We start from the raw sequence: 16,910 nt of genomic DNA on the forward strand, positions 1-16,910 counted from the left end.
CCAGCGATGACGCAGCATGAAAGGATGATGTGTATGTTTGCATCGTGAAACCTAAGGACACCATTTGGAAAGCCTTTTAAACCTTCCTCTGGCTGGTGGGGCCAGTGTCAGGGTACTGCAAATTACTGATACTCACCTGTTTGCTAAGAAAGACGAAACGCTGTTAGGCGTGAACACCTGGGAAAGCTATCACGCTGTTTTGCAGGCGATTCATGCCTCGGCGCGCGACGCAGACCTGGTGGTTGCGACGGGCGATTTAGCACAGGATCACTCATCCGCGGCCTATCAGCACTTTGCTGATGGCATCGCGAGCTTTTCTGCGCCTTGCGTTTGGTTGCCGGGTAATCATGACTTCCAGCCATCCATGTACAGCACGCTTCAGGACGCGGGGATCTCCCCGGCCAAGCGCGTAATGGTAGGCGAGCACTGGCAGATCCTACTGCTGGATAGTCAGGTCTTTGGCGTGCCTCACGGCGAACTAAGCGATTTCCAACTCGAGTGGCTCGAGAAACGACTCGCTGAAGCACCGGAACGACACACGCTGCTATTGCTGCACCACCATCCGCTGCCGGCGGGTTGCAGCTGGCTCGATCAGCACAGCCTGCGTAACGCCGCTTCGCTGGATAACGTGCTGGTACGCTATCCGCGCGTGAAAAACCTGCTTTGTGGACACATCCATCAGGAGCTCGACGTTGACTGGAATGGCCGTCGTATCATGGCGACGCCATCAACCTGCGTGCAGTTTAAGCCGCACTGCGCCAACTTCACGCTGGATACCGTTTCCCCTGGATGGCGCTGGCTGGAGCTGCATGCCGATGGTTCATTAACCACCGAAGTTTGCCGTCTTGCCGGGTGCGAATTCCATCCTGATACCACATCTGAAGGCTATTGATGGCGACGCTTCTTTATCTGCACGGATTCAACAGTTCTCCATGGTCTGCCAAGGCTACTGCGCTTAAGCAGTGGCTGGCGGAGCACTATCCCGACGTGAACATGGTTATTCCCCAGCTACCGGCTTACCCGGCGGAAGCGGCGGAGATGCTTGAAGCGTTGGTGCTGGAATATGGCGGTGAGCCGCTGGGCATTGTGGGGTCATCTCTGGGCGGTTATTACGCCACCTGGCTGTCTCAATGCTACATGCTGCCAGCCGTGGTCGTGAACCCGGCGATACGCCCGTTCGAGCTGCTGGTGAATTTCCTCGGCCCGAACGAGAATCCCTACACCGGGCAGCAATATGTGCTAGAGTCACGCCATATTTACGATCTCAAAGTCATGCAAATTGACCCACTGGAGGCGCCGGATCTTATCTGGTTGCTTCAGCAGACCGGCGACGAAGTGCTTGATTACCGCCAGGCCGTGGACTATTTCGCCTCCTGCCGACAAACGGTAGAGGAGGGCGGTAATCACGCATTTACCGGCTTTGAAGATCACTTCACACAGATTATCGATTTCCTGGGGTTGCATTAAGCAACGCCAACTACCTACGAATAGATCATGACGCAATCTTCTTATAACGCTGATGCCATTGAGGTACTCACCGGGCTTGAGCCGGTTCGCCGCCGCCCGGGGATGTACACAGATACCACACGTCCTAACCACCTTGGTCAGGAAGTGATTGATAACAGTGTGGATGAAGCGCTTGCCGGGCACGCAAAGCGTGTTGAGGTTATTCTTCATGCCGATCAGTCACTGGAAGTGATTGACGACGGCCGCGGCATGCCCGTCGATATCCACCCGGAAGAGGGCGTGCCCGCCGTTGAGCTGATCCTCTGCCGTCTGCACGCGGGCGGTAAGTTCTCCAACAAAAACTACCAGTTCTCCGGCGGCCTGCACGGCGTGGGGATCTCGGTGGTTAACGCCCTGTCAAAGCGCGTTGAGGTGAACGTACGCCGCGATGGTCAGATCTACACCATTGCCTTTGAAAACGGCGACAAGGTTGAAGACCTGCACGTGACCGGTACCTGCGGCAAACGCAATACCGGGACCAGCGTCCACTTCTGGCCGGATGAAAGCTTCTTCGACAGCCCGCGTTTTTCCGTTTCCCGCTTAAGCCACCTGCTGAAAGCGAAAGCGGTACTCTGCCCCGGCGTTGAAATCGTCTTTAAAGACAAAGTAAACGACACCGAACAGACCTGGTGCTATGCCGACGGTCTGAACGACTATCTCTGCGAAGCCGTGAATGGCCTGCCGCTGCTGCCGGAAAAACCGTTTGTTGGTAACTTCTCCGGCGATACTGAAGCGGTCGACTGGGCGCTGCTGTGGCTGCCGGAAGGCGGCGAACTGCTGACCGAAAGCTACGTCAACCTGATCCCGACCATGCAGGGCGGGACGCACGTTAACGGTCTGCGTCAGGGCCTGCTCGACGCAATGCGCGAGTTCTGCGAATACCGCAATATTCTTCCGCGCGGCGTGAAGCTGTCGGCGGAAGATATCTGGGACCGCTGCGCCTACGTGCTGTCGGTGAAAATGCAGGATCCACAGTTCGCCGGGCAGACGAAAGAGCGTCTCTCTTCCCGTCAGTGTGCGGCGTTTGTCTCCGGCGTGGTGAAAGATGCCTTCAGCCTGTGGCTGAACCAGAACGTTCAGGCCGCTGAACTGCTGGCCGAAATGGCTATCTCTAGCGCCCAGCGTCGTTTGCGCGCGGCGAAAAAAGTGGTGCGTAAAAAGCTCACCAGCGGCCCGGCGCTGCCGGGTAAACTGGCCGACTGTACCGCGCAGGATCTCGCTCGCACCGAACTGTTCCTCGTCGAAGGTGACTCCGCAGGCGGTTCTGCCAAACAGGCGCGCGATCGTGAATATCAGGCGATCATGCCGCTCAAAGGTAAGATCCTCAACACCTGGGAAGTCTCTTCTGATGAAGTGCTGGCCTCGCAGGAGGTGCACGATATTTCCGTGGCGATCGGTATCGATCCGGACAGTTCGGATCTCAGCCAGCTGCGCTACGGCAAGATCTGTATCCTCGCGGATGCGGACTCCGATGGCCTGCACATCGCGACGCTGCTGTGCGCGCTGTTTGTGAAGCACTTCCGTGCGCTGGTGAAAGAAGGTCACGTCTACGTGGCGCTGCCGCCGCTGTACCGTATCGATCTGGGCAAAGAGGTGTATTACGCCCTGACCGAAGAGGAAAAAGCGGGCGTGCTGGAGCAGCTCAAGCGCAAGAAAGGCAAGCCGAACGTACAGCGCTTTAAAGGTCTGGGTGAAATGAACCCGATGCAGCTGCGCGAAACCACGCTTGATCCGAATACCCGCCGTCTGGTGCAGCTGTACATCACTGATGAAGATGAGCAGCAGACCGATGCCACCATGGACATGCTGCTGGCCAAGAAGCGTTCGGAAGACCGTCGTAACTGGCTGCAGGAAAAAGGCGACATGGCGGAGCTGGAAGCCTGATAAATTGCCGGGTGGCGCTTCGCTTACCCGGCCTACAATAAAAAAGGAGACGCTTGCGTCTCCTTTTTTATTGTCAGAACCGCCGCTTAATTAATCGATTCAATTCTAATTTCTACGCTTTCTGAAATGCCATTTTAAAATTTGGTATGACAGGTCACATTTTAGTTGTATGACTTCTACCATATTCTTCCGCTGGATATAAAACATACTTCTGAACATGGACGTCAATCTGTGCTGGCAATTGATTCGCATGGTGAATTTTATCTTTAATCAAAAGAGAATCGTCTATGTTAAGAACAAAACTAGCAGTAAGCGTTTTATCTTTCTCGTTACTGATGGGGTCTGCGGCGGCGATGGCAAAAACGGTGTTCATCGCTTCAGATGTACACCCGGCTGACTATCCGACTACGGCGGCGGTGATTCACATGGGTGAAAAACTCAGCCAACAAACCGACGGGCGACTGTCCATCCGTATGTTCCCAAGCGGGCAGATGGGTGACGAGAGCACTACGCTCGAGAAAACCCGTGCGGGCGCTATCGATATTCTGCGTGTTTCCATGGCCCCGGTCGGTGGCATCCTTCCTCAGGTGAGCGTCTTCAACATGCCGTTTGTGTTCCGCGATACCGATCATCAGCACAAAGTGCTGGATGGCGATATTGGCAACACGCTGGCCAAAGAGATCTCCGACAGCAACCTTGGCCTGGTCTTCCTTGGCTGGATGGACGCGGGCTCGCGCAGCCTGATCACCAAAAAGCCGATCACCAGCCTCGACGATCTGAAAGGGGTGAAGATCCGTCTGCAAAACAACCCAATCGGTCTCGATACCTTTAAAGCGCTGGGTGCGAACCCGATCGTCCTGCCGGTCGGCGATGTCTTTGCCAGCCTGCAAACCGGGGTGATCGACGCTGCGGAAAACAACGAACCGACCTTTGATACCGAAAACTACGTGGTGGCCGGGACCAAATATTTCGATCTCACCGAACACTTTATGATCCCGGAAGTCCTTGCCTTCTCGAAGCGTAAATGGAGCAAACTCTCGGCGGACGATCAGGCGTTGATCATGAAGCTGGCAAAAGAAGCCCAGGCGGAAGAGCGTGTGCTGTGGGCGGAGTACGTGGAGAAATCCAAACAGCGTCTGCAAAGCCAGGGCGTCAAATTCCTTCCGGTAGACAAAAAGCCATTTGTTGATGCCACTGCACCGGTTCGCGAGAAATACGGCAAGCAGTTCAGCGACTTAATGCAGCAAATTCAGGACACCAAATAATCCACTTAGCGGCGGGCCAGCGTGGGTTGGTCTGCCCGTTTTGATCTGGGGATAACAATGAAAAATTACTATGTCCTGGCGATGGATGCTGTATATCGGCTCTGTATCTGGCTGTCAGGGATCAGCCTGTTATTTATGACGTTTATTTATCTGGTGGGGATCTATGCCCGCTTCCGTCCCGACTTTCCCGAGTGGATGAGCTTTCTGCCACACGCATCAACCAGTTGGCCGGAGCCTTTATCTCAGATCTGTATGATCACTTTCTCTTTCGTGGGGGCCGCGGCGGCCTATCGGGCCGGGAGTCATATCGCGATCACTATGCTGGTCGATCATATCAACCCATTGATGAAAAAAGGGCTGGCGGTGTTTGTCGATCTGGCGATGCTCGTGACCTGTCTGTTTATCATCCGCTGGGGGATCATCGGTTGTATGGATGCCTGGGAAGATGTGGTGCCGTCTTTGCCGTTTTTAACCTCCGGGATAACCCATCTGCCAATTCCGCTGGGCTCGTTCTTTACGCTGCTGTTCGTGGTTGAAAAACTGCTGTGCGGCCCGCAAACGCATCGTGAGCTGGTGCAGTTTGGCTCGCCGAAAGTCGGCCACTAAGGAGCGAGAATAATGGACTTAACGCTGATTATTTTTGTCGTCACCTTCGTGACGTTAATGGCGATTGGTATGCCGGTTGCCTACGCCGTTGGCTTGACCGCGGTTGTGGTCACTGCCTTCGCTGATTTCTCCCTCGACGGGCTTATCATCACCATTTTCCACAGTACCGATAACGTTAACCTGCTGACGATTCCGTTCTTCGTTTTTGCCGGCGCGATAATGGCGGAAGGCGGTATGGCACGGCGGCTGGTGGACTTTGCCGGCTTATTTGTGGGCTGGATACGCGGTGGCTTGTCGCTGGTGAATATTCTCGCTTCGACGCTGTTTGGCGCCATCTCCGGGTCATCGGTGGCGGATACCGCCTCGATCGGATCGGTATTGATCCCGGAAATGGAGCGTAAAGGTTACCCGCGCTCATTCGGCGCGGTGCTGACCGCCAGCGCCTCGGTACAAGCGATCCTCGTGCCGCCGAGTCATAACTCGGTGCTGTTTGCTATCGTGGCGAACACGGCGGCGGTGACCATTCCGGCGATGTTCCTTGCCGGGATCATCCCGACGCTGGTGCTGTGCGTGACGCTTATCGTCATGTGTCTGATTGCCGCACGTAAAAATAACTACCCGAAAGAAGAACGCGTTGAACTGAAGCGCAAGATAAAGATAGCCTCGGATGCCATCTGGGGGCTGGTGACTATTGTGATCATCTCCGGCGGCATTCTCTCCGGTTTCTTTACGCCAACGGAGTCGGGTGCTATTGCGTGTATCTGGGCCATGTTCGTGACCTTCTTTGTTTATCGCGAATATAAGCTTAAGGACTTCCCGAAGCTGATTCACCGCACTATCAAAACCGTCACTATGGTGATGGTGCTGATTGCCTTCGCCGCCGCTTTTGGCTCGGTGATGACGCTGGTGGGGCTGCCGCAGGAGATTTCCGCCGCGCTGCTGTCGCTGTCGGACAATAAGTACGTCATCCTGTTGATTATCAACATTATGTTACTGCTGTTAGGCTGTCTGATGGATATGGCGCCGCTGATTCTGATCCTGACGCCGATTCTGCTGCCGGTGGTGGTCGCGCTGGGAATCGATCCGGTGCACTTCGGCATCATCATGATGATGAACCTGGGGATTGGCCTCATCACGCCGCCGGTTGGCTCTGTGCTGTTTGTGGCGAGCGCCGTCAGCGGGCAGAAAATTGAAACGGTAGTGAAGGCGATGATCCCGTTCTACTGCGTACTGTTCCTGGTGCTGGTTGCCATCACCTATATTCCGATGATTTCTCTGTGGCTGCCGGGACGTTTCCACTAGGCCCGGGCGACGTGATTTTTTCGATACTGTAAGGGGGTCTCACCGATCCCCTTTTTAAATGAGCTAATAAAGTAGGTCACCTCAGAAAAGCCCACTTGACCCGCAATCTCACTTACCGGCAGCGCGCTGTGCAGCAGCAGCTCGCAGGCTCGCCGCAATCGGATGGTGTTGAGATAATCGTGAATATTCTCGCCCGTCTCAGCGTGAAAGCGGCGCGACAGATAGCTGCGAGATTTCCCCAACTCCTGCGCCAGCGCATCGAGGCTGAACTTCTGCCGATAGTTTTCCTCAATCCAGAACATGACGGAACTGGCGATACCGCGCGCGGCTTCCGGCATTTTTTCCTGCGCAGGCGGCAGCATATTGAACAGCGTCATCAGCATGCAGGTGATTTGTTCGGTGCTGAGCCCGGAGGCGTGGGACATAGAGGCATACAGGCTGAACAGGTGATCAATGTGCGCGTGCTGGTCGGCTAAATCCGCCACGAATGCCGGGCGGCCGCGAGCCGAGAGCGCCTGTAGGCGGCGATGATTCTCCGGAAAGTGGCGCAGCAGCGTTGCGATGGCGTGCTGATCGACATGGATAATCGTCCGCCGGTAACTATCCTGCGCTTTCTCATCGACCATGATTTTATGCAGCGTGAACGGCGGGAAGAAAAAGAGCCTGCCGGGGCGCATGGTGTACTGGCGATTATCGACGATCACCACGCCAAACCCTTCTTCGACATAGAGAATTTCCAGACACTGATGCCAGTGCTGATAGCGTACGGTATTGGCAAAAAGGCGACTAAACGACGCCACCGCGTCATTTAGCGTGATCAGCTCCAGATGTTCGGCGTTCCAGGACGAAGTCATGTGCAATAATTTTAAATTTTTGCCGGGTTAATCTTACTACTAAACCACTGTTTTAAATTTTATCAAGCGGCGGTTCATTGAATAGTATCAGTTGTGACCGGGTTAACATTTCTACGCTACCCCGATTCTCTATGCTTTAGCCACTTTCGAGGATGGTTAAATTAGGGGTCAGGACAGTGGCGGAAATATCAAAAATATTGTCATCACGACAGGACGTAGCGGATACGCTAACGGCGATGCTGAGCGCTCTCGATAAACAGTTTCCCGCCAACGTTGCACAGTTCTCGCTGGGGAAAACCTGCGCGCACTACAGCACGGATATCGCGGAAATGGAGGGCTTATCGAGAGCGCTTTGGGGCCTGTTCCCGCTGCTGGCTGGGGGCGAAACGCTGCCGTTTAGCGATAAGTACCTCACGGCGATTAAATTGGGTACCGACCCGCAAAGCCCGTCCTACTGGGGCGAAACCGGGCCGTACGACCAGCGTCTGGTTGAGATGGCGGCCTACGGACTCGGTCTGGCGCTGTTGCAGGACAAGTTGACTTGTCACTTTAGCGCCGCCGAGCTTGAAAACCTGCACCGTTGGTTGAACCAAATCACCGATGCCCAGATGCCGGACAGCAACTGGAACTACTTCGCGATTATCGTGCAGCTGGGTTTTAAGCGTGCCGGACTGCCGTATGACCAGGCCGCTATCGACCGCCGCTTTACGATGATGGAAGCCTACTATCTGGGCGGAGGCTGGTACTCCGATGGTCCGGGGCGTCCGAAGGATTACTACATCTCGATGGCGTTCCACTTTTACGGCCTGATTTATGCCACGCTGAACGCGGAGGATGACCCAGCGCGCGCCGCGACGCTGCGTGAACGCGCCTGCCTGTTTGCCAAAGATTTTATCTATCTTTCCGCTGCCGACGGAGCATCTGTACCGTTTGGCCGCAGCCTGACCTACCGCTTTGCGATGGTCGCTTTCTGGAGCGGCGTGGCCTTCGCCGGGCTCGACGTGTTCCCACCGGGCGTGGTGAAAGGCATTATCTTGCGTCACCTGCGCTGGTGGCTTGAACAGCCGATTTTTGACCGCGATGGCATCCTGACGCTGGGCTTTGCCTACCCGAATCTGGCGATGTGCGAGGACTACAACTCGCCGGGCTCGCCGTACTGGGCGCTGAAGGTATTCCTGATCATGGCGCTGCCGGAAACCCACGCTTTCTGGCAGGCGAAAGAGCTGCCGCTGCCGAGTCTGGCACCGGTGCATGCGATTGTACCCGCCCAGCAAATTTTGCAGCACAGCGACAACTCGCAGCATGTGGTGATGCTCACTTCCGGTCAGCTTGAGCTGAACAACTACGTCAACACCGAGGCCAAGTACACCAAATTTGCCTACTCCACGCGCTTTGGCTTCACCATCGAGCGGGGACGTTACGGTATTAAGCACGCGGCCTGTGACTCGATGCTGCTGCTGTCGGATAACGACAACTACTGGCGCGGTCGCCGCGAATGCGAGAGCGTTGAGATGCTGGATGGCGCGATTTACTCACGCTGGCTGCCGTGGCACGACGTGCAGGTGGATACCTGGCTTATCCCATGCGGCGATTGGCACGTTCGCGTTCACCGCGTGAATTCGGCGCGTCGCCTACAGACGGTAGAAGGGGGATTTGCGGTGATGAAAGCCGAGGCGGAGCTAACCGTGCATCAGAGCCTGGTGAACGCGGCCAACGGCGTGAGTGCGGTGGTGGATCTCTCGCCTCAACCCGTTCGCGTTGCCGATAGCGTCATTACCCCGCCGAACAGCAGCGTGATGTTTGCCGAGTGCGCGGCGATCCCAACGTTAACGGGTGAGATAGCACCCGGTGAACACTGGCTATGCTGCGCCGTGGTGGCAAGCGGTAACCGCAATATGCTGTTGCCAGCATTGCCAACGCTGCATATTGAAAATAATACGCTGAACGTGACGGATAACGTCAGTGGAAAAATAACAACGCTGAATTTTTAAATACCCGGATAAAACATTAAACCGGAATACCTCCTGACAAACTCTGTATCACCATGATGCAGAGTTTGTACCCCTACATCGTCTTGTCGAGGACCGTATGGAAAAACTATCGTCAACAAACAGGCTGGAATATTACAAAATAAGTTCATTTATCTTTTTATATTTCTTTACCTGGTCAGCCAGTATTGGTTTATTTGCCATCTGGCTTGGACAAAAAGCAGAACTCAGCGGTGCGGTAATTGGTACCGTGTTTGCCGTAAACGGCATATTCTCCGTTATTCTTAAACCGATTTACGGTTACATCCTCGATAAAATAGGGATGAGTAAATATCTGCTCTATTTTGTGGTGGTAATGTCCGCCCTGATGGCGCCATTCTTTATTTATGTCTACCAGCCGCTGTTGCTCTCCTACACCACCGTGGGGATTATTGTTGGTGCTATTTATCTGAGCTTCGCGTGGTATGCCGGCGTGGCGGCCTGTGAATCCTATGCCGATCGCTACAGCCGTCTGAATAGCATGGAGTTTGGTCAGATTCGTATGTGGGGCTCGCTCGGCTGGGCGGTGGCGTCGTCGTTCTCCGGCCTGCTGTTTAATATCTCCCCGGCCTACAACTTTATTCTCGGCAGCGTGGCATCGCTGGTCATGCTGGCGGTGTTGATTAGCCTGAAAGTGGATACTGAAACCAGCAACGCCAGCGCGGTTATCTCTAAGGATAAGATTGTCCTGAAAGACGTGTTCGATCTGCTGAAAAGCGGCAAGTTCTGGGCTTTCTGCCTGTATGTGGCAGGCGTAGCGTGGATGATGTTTGTAGCTGAGCAGCAGTTCTCACGCTACTTCGTCACCTTCTTTAGCGATGTGCACGAAGGTAACACTATCTTCGGTCTACTGGGGACCGTGCAGTCCGGCACCGAGTTCGTGATGTACATCTTTATGCCGATGTTCGTTAACTATATTGGCGCAAAACGCGGCCTGATCATTGTAGGGGCGCTCGTTGGTGCTCGCCTGGTGATTTCCGGCCTGTGCGACTCACATCTGTTGATTTCGGTTATTAAACCGCTGTACGGCCTGGAAATTTGTCTGCTGCTGGTATCGGTCTTTAAATATATTGCCGAGCATTTCGATAAACGCGTCAATGCCACCATGTATTTATTGGGTTATCAGGCCATGTTGTATATTGGCAACGTGGTGGTCTCTTCCCCGGCAGGTTTATTATACGACCACATCGGATTTGAAAAGACTTATATTATCATGGGCGGAATTGCGCTGTTCTTTACGCTGGTGTCCGCATTCACTTTATCCGCCTGTAAACGTCAGAATCATCGCCAGCCTGCACTTGATGTCGCTGAAAATGGTATTTCTAAATAAGCCTTACTGAATGAAGGAACCGAATATGTTAAACCCTATCGTTGAGGAAACCCTGCGCGAATTTCCGGGTGCACCCGTTAATCTTCAGACGTTTAACGATGAGCTGTGCTCGGCGCGTAGCCACGTCCTTAAGCTGATTAGCCGTCATTTAACGGATTTCGGTGATAAATTCCCGGGTGAAGCCTGCGTGGACGGCTATTATCCGCTCACCGAAAATGTCGAGTGGACGACCAGCTTCTGGACCGGGCAGCTGTGGCTGGCCTGGGAGATGACCGGTGAAGAGAAATACCGGGCGTTGGCGGAAAAACACGTGCGCTCGTTCGGCCTGCGTATTGCGGGCCGCTGCGACACCAACACGCATGACCTGGGCTTCCTGTACACGCTTTCCTGCGTGTCAGCGTGGCGCTTGACCGGCAATCGCGATGCGCGCGGCTTCTCTTTGCAGGCAGCGGAAGCGCTGCTGGAGCGCTTCCATCGTAAAGCGGAAATTATCCAGGCCTGGGGCGTACTGACTGACCCGGAGCAGGCGGGGCGCATGATTATCGACTGCACCATGAACCTGCCGCTGCTCTACTGGGCCACTGAACAAACCGGCGATCCAAGATTCGCCGATGCCGCACGTGCCCACGTGCGCCAGTCGGCGAAGTATCTGGTGCGTGAAGATGCCTCGACTTACCACACCTACTATATGGACGTGCAGACCGGCGCGCCGCGCTTTGGCAAAACGCAGCAGGGCTATGCGGATGATTCCTGCTGGTCGCGCGGTCAGGCGTGGGGCATTTACGGTTTCATGCTGAGCTTCCTCTATACCGGCGATAAAGAACTGATTAGCCTGTCGAAAAAGCTGGCGAACTACTTCCTCAATCGCCTGCCGGAAGACCACGTATGCCACTGGGATCTGGCGTTGGTGGGCACCGACGCGCTGCGGGATTCATCCTCGGCGGCGATTGCGGTGTGCGGCTTGCTGGAACTGGTGAAGCATCTGCCGACCACCGATCCGGATCGCGAGCGCTATCAGCAGTGGGCGATGGGCATTATGTCGTCGCTGTCGAAACATTATTTGATGGGCATGGACGAGCCGGGTACCGGCGTGCTGAAACACTCGGTGTATCACTTCGCCAGCGATAAAGGTGTGGATGAGTGCTGTAGCTGGGGGGATTATTTCTATGTGGAAGCGCTGGTGCGCATGACGCAGAGTTGGAAGCTCTACTGGTAGATAAAACAGGCCTACGGAACGGTAGGCCTGATAAGCGCAGCGCCATCAGGCATGGTGCTGCGCGAATGCCGGATGGCGACGTTCCGTCTTATCCGGCCTACTACGACACTCGGAGGATTAAACGCCCGCTTCCAGAATACGAATCGTCGTATCCAACACGTCGCCTTTCACTGCTTCGCTCCAGGCTTTCATGTGCGGCGTCTGCAGGTGCGCTTCAAGGTGCGCTACGCTTTCCCACACTTCAACCATCACGATGGAATCTGGTGCTGTGGTCTGGAAGCTCACGCCTGCGGCGTGGTCCACCATCGGCGCGTAGCCGTGGCAGCCGTCTTCTTTCAGTACGGTTGGGATAATTTTGGTGAACTGTTCCAGTACCGCCTGACGATGATGTTGGCCCGGACGAGTACGGATTTCAGCAATAACTGTCAACATGATTAACTCCTTCTAATTCCAGGTTACCAGTTAACCAAAAATCTTCGCAAGATGCTCGCGGTATTCTGCAACGTAACGTGGAATGTCAGGCATTTTAATCACGTCGTTGGCGATAAAGGTCGGCAGTGCTTCCATTCCCAGGAACTGGTTGGCTTTGTGGAACGGCAGGTAAACGCCGTCAACGCCCACGCCGTGGAAGAACTGCTCTTTATCGGTAAATGCTTCCATTGGGGCGTTCCAGGTCAGGGACAGCATATAGGTTTTGCCCTGGATCAGACCGCCGGAACCATATTTTTTGCTGGCGTCGGAGCGGGTACGGCCATCGCTGGCGTACAGAGAACCGTGGCCTTCGGTGAACACGTCATCGATATATTTTTTAACGGTCCATGGCGCGCCCATCCACCAGCCCGGCATCTGCCAGATAACGGTGTCGGCCCACAGGAAGTTTTGGACTTCGGCTTTTACGTCATAATCGCTGTCGGCGCGAACCACTTTAACATCATGCCCGAGGTCGCGCAGGAAGGTCTCCGCGACTTCAGTCATGGTGTCGTTCAGTTGGCCGTTAGAATGGCCGAATTTCTTCGCACCGTTGATAATCAGGATGTTGCCCATGATGAATCCTCAAAAGTTGGCTTTTGAGGGGCATGATACTCGCCTTGCTGTAACGATTAAATGTGCAAAATGTGCAAAGTCTTTTGCTGAATTAGCAATAATGGTTTGAGCGTTTAAGCCATTACACGAATGGGGTAAATAATTTCTGAATTATGAGTAAATGACAGGCTTGAACCCTTTTTAATTGCTGAGACGGGATAAGCTATTCAAAACTGATAATTCATGAGGTTAATCATGGCAAATATAATATATGCATCGATTACAGGTGAAAAACAAGGTCTAATTTCAGCAGGTTGTGGAACTTCTGATTCTATTGGTAATAAGTATCAAATAAACCATGTAGATGAGATTTTTGTTCTGCAATTCGATCATTCCATAAGCCGAGAGCGTAATGTTACTCACCATCCGGTGAAGTTCTACAAACCCATCGATAAGTCATCTCCTTTGTTAAATTCTGCAATTTCAGCAAATGAAGCATTATCTGTCGTATTCAACTTTTATAGAACAATTCGGAATGGTGGTATTGAAAGATTTTATACGGTTGAGTTACAAAAGGCTCACTTATCTAACATATCATCGTGTTACCCTCATGTACTTAATCATGCCGGTAATCAACCCGAAGAGGTTGTTATTCTGAACTATGAGAATATTACCTGGAAACATTTATCAGCGGGTACGGAATCATACAGTTTTTGGAATGAGCGGATTTTCTAACGATGAAAAACAACATGGTGATAAGAAACCGTTTCTGTTCTGTCTCTGAAGCTAAATTTCGTAAGTGGGATGAAATTGATGTTCTGTTTTGGAAGTTGGGGCGAAATGACGTAAAAGGACGTTCAGGGGGATTTTATTTGAATGCCTACAAGGACGCATATGTGCAGTATAATAGGGATAAAATCATTCATTATGCAAATGTAGCCGGTATTCGGCCTGACTTACTTGGTGGTGTGGCCTGGATTGAGTCAGGAGGAATGCCAGAAAATTTTAAATTCCAGTTTTTTGAGGCTAAAAGGATGTTCCCATGGTTAGGAAAACCGAAGGAGGCCACCTCATTTGGCTCTGTTGCTGTACAGATACGAGTGGCAGCCGTTACGTTGGGCCTTGATCCCGCAGAGTTGACAACCCGGGATCAGTTAGAGTTAGCAACTTGCCTAATGGAAGATGATTTTAACCTTCAGGTATCTGCAACTTATTTACGAGATCTTTTTTTGTATGACTATCCCGACTCAGCATCGCTCTATATGACTGATGAACAGTACATAATGACGGGTATTCGATATAATCGAGGTGTCCAGCGGAAATTGGGCGATTTTCTTCAGTTAATAAAAAATGTACCGCAGAAAGGTACAGATGATTATAGTTTTATATCTTATGGAATGAGACTGCTAGAAATAAGACCACACATTAGAATATTGCTTAAAGAGTAGCCATATATGTCAAAAGAACGGTTAATATCCATATTTGAAGTATTCATATATATCATCCTGGCTTATTGGCTAATGAATACATTCTTTGCATTTAATAAATATAGCTGGATGATGGCACCCGGCGATACCGTTTGTAGCATTCCAAAAACATCAGGATATGATCGTATCCTCCAAGCCTGTTTTTCGGCTTTTATCATACTTACACCGCTTGTTATTATTCTTCTCCGAAAACTGTATACGAGGAATTGGTTTGGGGTCTGGCTGAATTTTTTTGCTGTATTGGCCTGTCTTTGCGCGGGTTGGTGGGTTTTTTGGGGGCGCAATATATTTTGTATATAAACTCTCTGTGCGGATAGAGGGTATTCTGATATCTCCTTTATCCGCGCCAGCTACCATTTTACTGAGGCTTCAAACCCACCTTTAACCGCGTTAGCAAACGTCGCCGCCATCCCATGCAGCGTCGCAATCCGCTGAACAATCGACAGACCAAGTCCGCTGCCGGTTTCATCCTGCCCCGGCGGGCGATAGAAGCGCTCGCCGATGCGTGCCAGCGCATCCGGCTGAATGCCTGGCCCGTTATCGCGAACGCTGAAGCCGTGGCTGTCCAGCGTGACGTCAACGACGCTACCCGACGGGCTGTAGCGCACGGCGTTATCCAGCAGATTACGCACCAGCAGGCTCATCAGCAGCGGCTGGGCGGTGCGGGTAACCTGCCGCGCGTTCAGGTGCAGGCGAATTTCAATGCCCGCCTTTTGCGCGGCGTGATAGATATCCATTACCGAGGATTGCAGCAGATCGCCAAGATTCACCGTCTGCACATCGGCGAGTTGTTCTAACGAATCAAGGCGGGAAAGCGTCAACAGTTGCTCGACCAGGCGAGTGGCGCGGTCGATACCCGCGTGCAGCTGCATCAGCGCTTTTTGCTGGCTTTGCGGATCGTCCTGCGACAGCTGTGCTACTTCGGCCTGCACCCGCAATGCGGTGAGCGGGCTGCGCAGTTCATGGGCGGCATCGGAGGTGAAGCGCCGCTCGCGAGTCATCATATCGTGGGTTTTGCGGAACAGTAGATTCAGCGCATCCAGCATTGGGCGCACTTCGTTCGGCACGCCCTGGGTATCCAGCGGCTCGCCGGAGTCTGGGTGGCGCTGGCGCAGGGTGCGGGTTAATTTTTTGAGCGGCGCTAGCTCGCGGCTAATCAACAGAATCAGCAGTAAAAAGGTCACCGGTAGGGCAACCAGCCACGGCGTTAGCTGGCCGGTGATGATGTCCAGCGCCATCTCCTGACGGTAGTCCCACTCCTGGCCGACTACGATCCGGTATTTTTTATCGGCGGTAGTCAGCCACAGAAATCGCCAGCTATCGTCATCGTTGCTCAAGTGACCGTCGTCAAAGCCTTCCCGGCGGTAGTGATAGGGAATGAACGGTCCGTTCTCGCCGTCGTGCAGCACCATTTTGCCGTCGACGGTATAGATGGCGAACGCCAGCGCGTCTTCATCAAGATGCCCGTGTTTAACCTTCTTAGGCGCGCGAATCCACTGGCGGGACGTCGGCAGGTCGGCGAAATCCATCGCGCTGATGCGTTTGGCAAACAGCATTTGCTGGGTATCAAACAGCTTGTCCAGCTTATCGGTGGTTTGCTTCCAGGCGATGACGCTGGCAAAACACCAGGCCACGGCGGAGAGCAGCATAAACAGCAGCGTCAGGCGAACGCGCAGACTCAGGCGGCGGAATAGGTTCATTGGTCACCCAACGTGTAGCCGATACCGTGGACGGTACGAATAAACGGGCTGCCGAGCTTGCGGCGCAGATGGTGGACGTGTACTTCAATGGCGTTGCTGGTGACCTCTTCATCCCAGCTGTAAAGCTTCTCTTCGATGAGCTTACGCGGCAGTACTCGCCCGGCGTTGCGCAGCAGCAGCTCCAGCAGGGCAAACTCTTTCGGCTTCAGTATCAGCGGCTCGTTTTTAAACGTGGCGGTCAGATGGTTTGGGTCAAGCTCCACCTCGCCGTGGCGCAGCACGCTGCTCGGTTGGCCGTGGGCGCGGCGAATCAGCGCTTCCAGTCGGGCGGCGACTTCAATCAGCGCGAACGGTTTGCAGAGGTAGTCGTCAGCGCCTAAGCGCAGCCCTTCTACGCGCTGGCTCAGCGCATCGCGGGCGGTAAGAATGAGCACCGGTTCGCGGCGAGATTTTTCGCGCCACTCGCGCAGAATGTCCAACCCGTCGATGCCGGGCAGGGTGAGATCCAGGATCACCGCATCGTACGGGGCGCTATAGAGCGCAATTTTGCCCTCTTCACCGCGGGTAAACCAGTCAATGCTGAAGCCCATTTTGCCGAGCCCGGTTTTGATGCCGTCGCCGATAAGCTTGTCATCTTCCACTAATAAAATGCGCATCTGCTGCTCCTTGCCTGCTGCTCTGTATGCCAAGTAAACCGCGCCCTTGCGGTT

General features: G+C 53.6%; 17 protein-coding genes. 12 read left to right on the forward strand and 5 right to left on the reverse strand.

Features of this window, described 5'->3' with window-relative positions; translation table 11 throughout:
* Nucleotides 1-64 precede the first annotated feature (64 nt).
* The 6 genes from cpdA (at nt 65) to RDN66_RS11790 (ending at nt 6,563) form a co-directional block, all read left to right on the forward strand.
* Nucleotides 65-892 (forward strand): 3',5'-cyclic-AMP phosphodiesterase, encoded by an 828-nt coding sequence (cpdA, locus tag RDN66_RS11765; RefSeq protein ID WP_202217164.1) that lies wholly within the window; start codon nt 65-67, stop codon nt 890-892.
* Complete coding sequence (gene yqiA, locus RDN66_RS11770; protein ID WP_035893716.1) at nt 892-1,467, forward strand: esterase YqiA; 576 nt, start codon at nt 892-894, stop codon at nt 1,465-1,467. Before cpdA ends, yqiA begins: the two co-directional genes overlap by 1 nt.
* A gap of 27 nt (nt 1,468-1,494) precedes the next feature.
* Nucleotides 1,495-3,390: a DNA topoisomerase IV subunit B gene (gene parE / locus RDN66_RS11775; RefSeq protein ID WP_035893717.1), complete on the forward strand. Its 1,896-nt coding sequence runs from the start codon at nt 1,495-1,497 to the stop codon at nt 3,388-3,390.
* A 287-nt stretch (nt 3,391-3,677) separates the two neighbouring features.
* Nucleotides 3,678-4,655, forward strand: coding sequence for a TRAP transporter substrate-binding protein (locus RDN66_RS11780; RefSeq protein WP_202217165.1), 978 nt, complete (start codon nt 3,678-3,680; stop codon nt 4,653-4,655).
* Nucleotides 4,656-4,712: 57 nt separating this feature from the next.
* The gene (locus tag RDN66_RS11785) at nt 4,713-5,261 is read left to right on the forward strand and encodes a TRAP transporter small permease (protein WP_202217166.1); all 549 of its coding nucleotides are present in this window, start codon (nt 4,713-4,715) and stop codon (nt 5,259-5,261) included.
* Between the two features lie 12 nt (nt 5,262-5,273).
* Nucleotides 5,274-6,563, forward strand: coding sequence for a TRAP transporter large permease (locus RDN66_RS11790; protein ID WP_123652361.1), 1,290 nt, complete (start codon nt 5,274-5,276; stop codon nt 6,561-6,563).
* Here the strand turns inward: RDN66_RS11790 and RDN66_RS11795 are convergent.
* The gene (locus tag RDN66_RS11795; protein ID WP_123652362.1) at nt 6,560-7,417 is read right to left on the reverse strand and encodes an AraC family transcriptional regulator; all 858 of its coding nucleotides are present in this window, start codon (nt 7,415-7,417) and stop codon (nt 6,560-6,562) included. The genes RDN66_RS11790 and RDN66_RS11795 overlap by 4 nt on opposite strands.
* Before the next feature lie 152 nt (nt 7,418-7,569).
* Here RDN66_RS11795 and RDN66_RS11800 point away from each other — a divergent pair, with 152 nt between their 5' ends.
* The 3 genes from RDN66_RS11800 to RDN66_RS11810 all read left to right on the forward strand — a co-directional run bounded on the left by RDN66_RS11800 (nt 7,570) and on the right by RDN66_RS11810 (nt 11,990).
* A complete protein-coding gene (locus RDN66_RS11800) occupies nt 7,570-9,408 on the forward strand; it encodes a DUF2264 domain-containing protein (protein WP_308537866.1) in 1,839 nt (612 codons plus the stop codon).
* Nucleotides 9,409-9,505: 97 nt separating this feature from the next.
* Nucleotides 9,506-10,774 (forward strand): oligosaccharide MFS transporter, encoded by a 1,269-nt coding sequence (locus RDN66_RS11805; protein WP_308537867.1) that lies wholly within the window; start codon nt 9,506-9,508, stop codon nt 10,772-10,774.
* A gap of 25 nt (nt 10,775-10,799) precedes the next feature.
* On the forward strand, nt 10,800-11,990 hold the full coding sequence (locus RDN66_RS11810; protein ID WP_308537868.1) for a glycoside hydrolase family 88 protein: 1,191 nt from the start codon (nt 10,800-10,802) through the stop codon (nt 11,988-11,990).
* Between the two features lie 117 nt (nt 11,991-12,107).
* Here RDN66_RS11810 and RDN66_RS11815 read toward each other — a convergent pair whose 3' ends face one another.
* Nucleotides 12,108-12,422 carry a putative quinol monooxygenase gene (locus RDN66_RS11815; protein ID WP_035896943.1) on the reverse strand — a complete coding sequence of 105 codons (315 nt, stop codon included), beginning with the start codon at nt 12,420-12,422 and terminating at the stop codon, nt 12,108-12,110.
* 30 nt (nt 12,423-12,452) lie between these two features.
* Nucleotides 12,453-13,034, reverse strand: coding sequence for an NAD(P)H-dependent oxidoreductase (locus RDN66_RS11820; protein WP_202217170.1), 582 nt, complete (start codon nt 13,032-13,034; stop codon nt 12,453-12,455).
* Nucleotides 13,035-13,268: 234 nt separating this feature from the next.
* On the opposite strand from RDN66_RS11820, the gene RDN66_RS11825 reads away from it, so the two are divergent.
* From RDN66_RS11825 to RDN66_RS11835, 3 genes are read left to right on the forward strand one after another with little or no spacing between them, the layout of a single operon-like run.
* Nucleotides 13,269-13,748, forward strand: a complete 480-nt coding sequence (locus tag RDN66_RS11825) for an Hcp family type VI secretion system effector (protein ID WP_227675131.1) — start codon at nt 13,269-13,271, stop codon at nt 13,746-13,748.
* Between the two features lie 2 nt (nt 13,749-13,750).
* On the forward strand, nt 13,751-14,461 hold the full coding sequence (locus RDN66_RS11830; protein ID WP_308537869.1) for a hypothetical protein: 711 nt from the start codon (nt 13,751-13,753) through the stop codon (nt 14,459-14,461).
* A 6-nt stretch (nt 14,462-14,467) separates the two neighbouring features.
* Nucleotides 14,468-14,800, forward strand: coding sequence for a DUF2645 family protein (locus RDN66_RS11835; protein WP_202217171.1), 333 nt, complete (start codon nt 14,468-14,470; stop codon nt 14,798-14,800).
* 50 nt (nt 14,801-14,850) lie between these two features.
* On the opposite strand, the gene qseC is transcribed toward RDN66_RS11835, so the two are convergent.
* Nucleotides 14,851-16,200, reverse strand: coding sequence for a quorum sensing histidine kinase QseC (gene qseC, locus RDN66_RS11840; protein ID WP_202217172.1), 1,350 nt, complete (start codon nt 16,198-16,200; stop codon nt 14,851-14,853).
* The gene (gene qseB / locus RDN66_RS11845; protein WP_115073713.1) at nt 16,197-16,856 is read right to left on the reverse strand and encodes a quorum sensing response regulator transcription factor QseB; all 660 of its coding nucleotides are present in this window, start codon (nt 16,854-16,856) and stop codon (nt 16,197-16,199) included. Before qseB ends, qseC begins: the two co-directional genes overlap by 4 nt.
* Between the last annotated feature and the right edge of the window lie 54 nt (nt 16,857-16,910).

Source organism: uncultured Kluyvera sp. (genome assembly GCF_902485085.1).
Lineage (GTDB): Bacteria > Pseudomonadota > Gammaproteobacteria > Enterobacterales > Enterobacteriaceae > Kluyvera > Kluyvera ascorbata.